General features: G+C 63.4%; 7 protein-coding genes. 3 read left to right on the top strand and 4 right to left on the bottom strand.

Going from position 1 to position 6,219, the window contains the following annotated elements; translation table 11 throughout:
- A partial coding sequence (locus R6T97_RS17230; protein ID WP_410350519.1) for a helix-turn-helix domain-containing protein occupies nt 1-126 on the top strand: 126 nt, incomplete at its 5' end.
- Nucleotides 127-132: 6 nt separating this feature from the next.
- Here R6T97_RS17230 and R6T97_RS17235 read toward each other — a convergent pair.
- The 4 genes from R6T97_RS17235 to R6T97_RS17250 all read right to left on the bottom strand — a co-directional run bounded on the left by R6T97_RS17235 (nt 133) and on the right by R6T97_RS17250 (nt 5,091).
- Nucleotides 133-342, bottom strand: a complete 210-nt coding sequence (locus tag R6T97_RS17235) for a DUF1858 domain-containing protein (protein WP_410350513.1) — start codon at nt 340-342, stop codon at nt 133-135.
- A 225-nt stretch (nt 343-567) separates the two neighbouring features.
- Nucleotides 568-3,663 (bottom strand): efflux RND transporter permease subunit, encoded by a 3,096-nt coding sequence (locus R6T97_RS17240; RefSeq protein WP_410350514.1) that lies wholly within the window; start codon nt 3,661-3,663, stop codon nt 568-570.
- Nucleotides 3,660-4,958, bottom strand: a complete 1,299-nt coding sequence (locus R6T97_RS17245; RefSeq protein WP_410350515.1) for an efflux RND transporter periplasmic adaptor subunit — start codon at nt 4,956-4,958, stop codon at nt 3,660-3,662. The genes R6T97_RS17240 and R6T97_RS17245 overlap by 4 nt, the downstream gene beginning before the upstream one ends.
- Before the next feature lie 4 nt (nt 4,959-4,962).
- Nucleotides 4,963-5,091, bottom strand: coding sequence for a hypothetical protein (locus R6T97_RS17250; RefSeq protein WP_410350516.1), 129 nt, complete (start codon nt 5,089-5,091; stop codon nt 4,963-4,965).
- Nucleotides 5,092-5,190: 99 nt separating this feature from the next.
- Between R6T97_RS17250 and R6T97_RS17255 the strand changes: the two genes are divergently transcribed.
- Both R6T97_RS17255 and R6T97_RS17260 read left to right on the top strand, forming a co-directional pair.
- Nucleotides 5,191-5,808, top strand: coding sequence for a TetR/AcrR family transcriptional regulator (locus tag R6T97_RS17255; protein ID WP_410350517.1), 618 nt, complete (start codon nt 5,191-5,193; stop codon nt 5,806-5,808).
- Nucleotides 5,795-6,172: a hypothetical protein gene (locus R6T97_RS17260; RefSeq protein WP_410350518.1), complete on the top strand. Its 378-nt coding sequence runs from the start codon at nt 5,795-5,797 to the stop codon at nt 6,170-6,172. The genes R6T97_RS17255 and R6T97_RS17260 overlap by 14 nt, the downstream gene beginning before the upstream one ends.
- Nucleotides 6,173-6,219: the final 47 nt, after the last annotated feature.

Raw genomic sequence — 6,219 nt, forward strand, 5'->3', positions numbered from 1 at the left:
GCCACGACCCTCCATACCGTCAGCCGATTGCTGAGCGCCTGGGAGAAGCAGGGGATTGTGCAAAGCAAACGCAAGCGGATCATGGTCTGTGACCCGCATGCTCTGGTCGTACTCAGCCAGACCTGAACCGCGCTACAAACCAGCGGCAGTCATCAGTTCCGCCATAAAGGCATCCTGATCCAAGTGATAGGCGGCACAGGCGTCTACGATCGTGTGGAAAGGGCCGATCAAACAGCCCACGCACAACATCTTATGCCGCAAGAAGACAGGAACTGTCTGCGGCCAGCGGGTCATCATTTCTGAAAGAGGCAAATCCGGATCATCAAGTTTCAGGGTATGCATATTGATCTCCTCTCGCAGTTCACCTTAGGCGCGCGAAAACGCGGAACTTTGTGCTAGCGCAAATTTCTTGATGAACCATCCCGCTCGCAGTCGGCCATTACAGGGCTGGATTTCTTGGCAAATCGCGCGCAAGTGGCGCATGCTCTTGCGCTGCAAACAAATCTTTCAAGGTGACAGAGTGCGTTCCGGCTACCGGCGGGTATGACGTTTTTATCTTTGCAGCTCCTATACCCCGCTGTGATCGGGGTTGGAGCGTTTTGGTCGGATATCTTCCAATGCCGCGTAAAATGCAGGCAATACCAACAGGATCAGCACCGTCGCCGCCAGCAGCCCGAACACGACCGCGATTACAAGTGGCTTGAGCGTCTGAGCCTGTGTCGAGGTTTCGAGCAGCAGCGGCGCCATTCCCATGATCGTTGTCGTGACCGATACGAAGATCGGGCGGAACCGGGCACGCACGGCCTCTCCGGCGGCAAGAGCGGCGGAAAGTCCTTCGGCGCGGCGCGCATTGATGACGCCGACCAGCAGGATCGCGTTGTTCACCACGATGCCAGCCAGTGACGCCGCACCTACCAGAGAGGGCATGGATATGTTGTAGCCCATCAGCACGTGGCCCCAGATCACGCCCAGAAACGCCAGCGGGATCGTGATCATCACGATCAGCGGCTCGATATAGCTGCGGAACTGAAAGCTGAGGACAATGTAGATACCTACCAGCCCGATCAGAAAGCCGCGCAGGATCGACGCAACGGTTTCCGCAGAATTCGCCGCCTGCCCGCCGATGGCATAGCCAAGGCCCTGAGTGGCGCTGGCAAGCGCGGGCAGGAACTTTTCGGCCAGCCGCGCGGTAATTGCATCGGCATTGCCGGCTCTGCCGTCTACATCTGCCGATACGGTCAGGGTGCGCAGCCCGTTGCGCCGTGTGATACTGCCCCAGCCGCGCGCCTCTGTGATGTCTGCGACGCTGGCCAGTGGCACGGTGCCACCTCCGGGAAGAGCAATTTCGAAGGCGCTCAGGTCGGCGCGGGCGGCGCGGTCACTGTCCGACAGCCGCACCTCAATATCCCACGACAGATCGCCGCGTCGGATCTCGGAGAGTTGCGTGCCGAGGAAGGCGGCGCGTAATTGCCCCGCGACATCTGTGGCGGTCAGACCCAACGCCTCGGCCCCCGGCGACAGGCTCAGCCGTAATTCGGGCGCACCGGGGCGCAGGTCGAGGATCGCGTTGCGCACGCCCGCGTAGGTTTCCAGTTCCGCAAGGGTGGCGCGGCCCGCTTCCACCAGCGTGGCAAGGTCGGGGTGGGTCAGGCGCAGTTCCACGGCAATACCCTGCGGGCCGATACCCGGTTCGGTCAGGATCAAAGAAGTCACGCCGGGCAGTGGCCCGATCTCCGCGCGCCAGAGCGCGACGATATCATCTAGCGTGCTGGTGCGGGTTTCCGCGCCCAGCAGGTCCACCGCGACGGTAGCGACATGGGCACCGGTTTCCCCCGCCGACAGGTTGCGGCCCATGCGTGTGATGCGGCGGACAACCAGTGGCTGTGCCGCTGGCTGTTCGGGCGTCAGGCTTGCGTTCACGCGGTCAAGGGCTTCTTCGACCTGTGCGACTGCCTCTGACGTGCGCGACAGAGGGGTGCCTGAAGGCAGCATAAGCCGTGCCTCAAGCACATCGCCGTCGATCTCGGGCATCGCCTCGCGTTTGACGACCCCGCCGCCAAGCGCTCCGACGGTCAGGATCAGCGCACCGATCGCCAGCCCCGCGACCAGCCACCGCCAGCGGATCGCCGCATCGGCCAGCCGCCCCACACCCTGTTCGCGCAGAGCATCAAACCCTGCGTCGAACCTGACGCGAAAGCGCGAAGGGGCGGCATCTTTCATCCCGCCCTTGAGGTGATGCGGCAAGATCAGAAAGGCCTCGACCAACGACGCTGCAAGTGCGGCCAGAAGGACCACCGGCAAAACCTCAAGCACCGCGCCCAATTCACCTGCCAGAAAGGCAAGCGGCAGGAATACGGCCAGCGTGGTCAGGAAGGATGAAATCACGCCGGGGGCCACGGCCGCCACGCCTGCTGCCACGTTTTCGACAGTTGCGCCCTTGGCGGCGTGCACGGCAATGGAATCCGCAATCACGATGGAATCGTCCATCACGATCCCGATTGCCATCAGCAGCGCCACCAGCGTCATCATGTTCAGGCTCAGGCCTGTCAGTGCCATCCAGACGAACGCTCCTGCAAAAGCCACTGGCAGCCCCATCGCGGCCCAGATCGCGAAACCGGGGCGAAAAAACAGGCTCATCACAGCGACGACCAGCACAAGACCGATCATGCCGTTCTGCACCAGCATCACCAGCCGGTCGCGGATAATTGATGTCACATCCTGCACCACCGCGACCTGCATCGTGTCGGGCAGCCGCGCGGTTTCCGCTTCTACCAGCTCCGCAACACCGTCAAGCACGCGCAGCGCGTCGGCATCCAGCGCCTTGGCCACGGCAATCAGGATCGCGGGCGTGCCGTTGACAAAGGCGCGGTCGTGGGGCGGCTCGAAGCGGTCTTCGATCATGGCCACATCGCCCAGCGTCAGCGTCGCACCGTTCGGCAGGGCCAGCACAGGAATGGTGGCGAGGGCGGTGGCCGTGTCACGCTCGGCGGTGAAGCGCAGGGTCAGATCCGCATCCGACCCTTCCAGTGTGCCTGCGGGCAGGTCGATGTTCTGCGCCGCAATGGCGTTGGCAAGTGCGGCAGGCGTCAGGCCGTGGCTGTCAAGAACGGCGCGGGTGGCGGTGATGGACAGCGTGCGTGTTCCCAACCCGCTGCGTGTGACATTAGAGATGCCCGCGAGTGCGGTCAGGCGGTCTGACAGGCCATCTGCATAAATGTCCAGTTCCGATAGTGGCAGGTCGCCGGAAATGGCGACAGAGGTGACAGGATCGCTACGGTGCAATTCACGCACGATGGCGGGATCGGCGCGGTCTGGGAATGTGTCAATGGCCGACACCTCGGTGCGCAGTGAATTGACAAAGCGCAGCGCGTCATTGCCGGGTGCCATGGTCGCCACGGCGCGGGCGCGACCGGTCTGTGCGGTGCAGGTCAATGTCTCCAGCCCCTCGACACCCTGCACACCGTCCCAGAGCGGCCCGCAGATCGCGCCTTCCACATCCTCGGCGGCGGCCCCGCGATAGGACACGGTTATTTCGGCTTCGACCGCGCGGAAATCGGGGAAGGTCTCGCGCAGTAGGCCGGGTGCGGCAAAGACGCCAGCGGCAAGGAACAACAAGAGCAGAAGGTTCGCCGCTGTCGGGTGGCCGGTGAACCAGCGGATCATTCCGAAACCTCGATGGCGGTCAGGGCCATGCCGGGGATCGCGGGGGCGATGTCGTCAAGGATCACGCGGTCGCCTGCGGACAGCCCGCTGGCAATCACGACGCGCCCGTCCTGCGCAAAGGCTGCGGTGACGTCGCGAAGCTCCAGCAGGTCATCGGGGTCTGCAATGCGCACCATGCCAGCATGCAATGCAGATTCGGGGATCACGATGGCACCCGTCAGGGGCGCACCCGCAAAGGACAGCCCGACCTGCATGTTGGGGACCAGCGGCAGGCGGCGGGGCGGGTCCGCGCCTGCATAGGGGTCATCCACCGTAACCACGACAGGGACAGTGCGCGCACGCGCATCAAGCGCACCCTCGATCCGGCTGACGCGAGCAGGCCAGACTTGTGCGGAATCAGCCAAGGGGCTGAGTGTGACGTCGATCTGCGTGGCTGGCACCTGGCGCATCATATCGCCAAGGGTGATGCCGTCGGGCACATCGCCCACAAGGCGGCGAAAACTGTCGAGCGGCAGATGGGCCACGACCTCGGCCGCCGCGATACCGTCGCCGCGGATCAGTACCTGCCCAGGCGCAACGGTCTGGAACCTCTCGGCGCTGACTTCGGCCACGCGCAGATCAAAGGGCGTGGTCAGCGTCGTGCGCTCCAGCGACCGGCGCGCACGGTCAAGGGCGGCCTGCGTCCGCGCGGTTTGCGCTTCGATCCGCGCCTTGCGCGACGGGATAAGAGCCAGTGTGTTTTCAAGTTCCGCGACCGTGCGGCGGGCCTGCAGCGTGGCGCGTTCGGCCTCGTCGGCGCGGGCTTGCGGAATGGTGCCCTGTTCGGTGAGCGTGCGGGTGCGGGCGAGATCTGCCTCGGCCAGCGCCAGCCGTTCGCGTTCAAGCTCGACGATGCGGGCCGTATTGGCGGCTTCGGTCGTCAGTTGCCGGTCGTCGGCGGCAAGGGCATCCAGATCCGCTACGGCCTGTGCCAGCGCCAGTTCGTAATCGGCCGGATCAATGCGCAGAACCTCGGTGCCTTGCGCGATCAGGCGGCCCGGCTCGAGATCGGGATGACGCCAGATGACTTCGCCTTGCACCTCTGACACGGCAACCCAGGTATCGGCTGCACGCAGAGTGCCCCAGACGGTTGCTGTCGGGCGGATATCCTGCGCGTTTGCGGTCATCACACGGACCGGCAGGGCGGATGCCGCATCCGCGACCTGCGCGGGGCCGGGTGCGGTCGCGATCATCCAGAACGCAACGGCGATACCGATAGCGATGGGCGGCAGGGCCAGGAGGCGGGCCAGACGCATCCGCTCAGCCTTGCGCCCGGCGCATCCGCGCCAGCGTCCTATCGCGCAGGACGAACTGACGATACAGCGCGCCCGCAACATACAGGGCGATTTGCAGACCGGAATAGCCGGTAGGCGCGGTCGTGGCGGACATAACGAAGATCCTTTCGGTCGTGTCGGTGCGACTCGTAACAGTGGTTGCCGATTATTTCAGTGTATGTTAGTGAGTTATAACTAACAAGAGGGATGTTTGATGGCTGGACGTCAAAGCGCAGAGGATCGCAAGGCGCAGATCGTCACAGAGATGCTGCGGTTGGCCGACGAGATCGGACCGGACCGGCTCAGCACGACGGATGTCGCGCGTGCTGTCGGGCTGAGCCAGCCCGCGATCTTCCGGCACTTCCCCACCAAAAGCGCGCTCTGGCTGGCCGTGGCCGAGGATATCGCGGCGCGTCTGCGCGATGATTGGGCCACTGCGACGCAGGCCGTCACGCCAGAGGCACGGCTGAAGGCACTGATCGGGGCGCAGTTGACCGCAATAGCGCAGACGCCCGCCCTGCCGTCGATCCTGTTTTCGCGTGAATTACAGGTGGATAATCCGGCGTTGCGGGATGTGTTTCGGAGGCTTCTTGGGACATTTCAAAGCCACCTCGTTTCAGCGATCGGTGATCAGCAGACCGCTGGTCACCTGCACCATGACGTCGAACCGGAGGATATCGCCATCTTGCTGACCGCGCTGGTGCAGGGAGTAGCGATCCGCTGGACGCTGGGCGCGCGGGGCTTTCCGCTGGTTCAGGAAGGCCTGCGACTGTTTGATGTTCAATTGGCGCTGTTGTGCACAAGAGAGGATTTGACCCATGACAGAAAGTAATTCAGGTCTCCGTATTACGGGTGCTGTTGCCGTTGTCTTTGGGGTGCTGACCGTGTTTTCAGGTGCGACGACACTGTCGGGTGCGGTCGAAATGGGCGCAGTCGTGCCCTTTGTATTGTGGTTCAACACATTTGCCGGAGGCGCCTATGTCGTGGCAGGCCTTGGTTTGTGGCTAGGTCAGCGATGGGCCTTTCTCCTGTCGCTCGCCATTCTTGCAGCGACATTGTTCGTCTTTGCAGGGTTCGGTTTGCACGTCGCAAGCGGCGGTGACTACGAGGTGAGGACTGTTTTCGCACTGGGACTTCGCAGCACAGTATGGGCGGTGATTTGTTTGGTGGCGCGCCGGACATATCTGAAGCGATAGGTCAGCAAATCAGTCTGCAAGCGACGAGCCGAGGTGGCGCCCGTTCG

The organism is Yoonia sp., from assembly GCF_046498525.1.
In the GTDB taxonomy this organism is placed as follows: Bacteria; Pseudomonadota; Alphaproteobacteria; order Rhodobacterales; family Rhodobacteraceae; genus Yoonia.

Coding starts and splice junctions, on each gene's coding strand:
- R6T97_RS17250 (WP_410350516.1), bottom strand. CDS start 5,091: ATGTCCGCCACGACCGCGCCTACCGGCTATTCCGGTCTGCAAATCGCC.
- R6T97_RS17235 (WP_410350513.1), bottom strand. CDS start 342: ATGCATACCCTGAAACTTGATGATCCGGATTTGCCTCTTTCAGAAATG.
- R6T97_RS17260 (WP_410350518.1), top strand. CDS start 5,795: ATGACAGAAAGTAATTCAGGTCTCCGTATTACGGGTGCTGTTGCCGTT.
- R6T97_RS17245 (WP_410350515.1), bottom strand. CDS start 4,958: ATGCGTCTGGCCCGCCTCCTGGCCCTGCCGCCCATCGCTATCGGTATC.
- R6T97_RS17255 (WP_410350517.1), top strand. CDS start 5,191: ATGGCTGGACGTCAAAGCGCAGAGGATCGCAAGGCGCAGATCGTCACA.
- R6T97_RS17240 (WP_410350514.1), bottom strand. CDS start 3,663: ATGATCCGCTGGTTCACCGGCCACCCGACAGCGGCGAACCTTCTGCTC.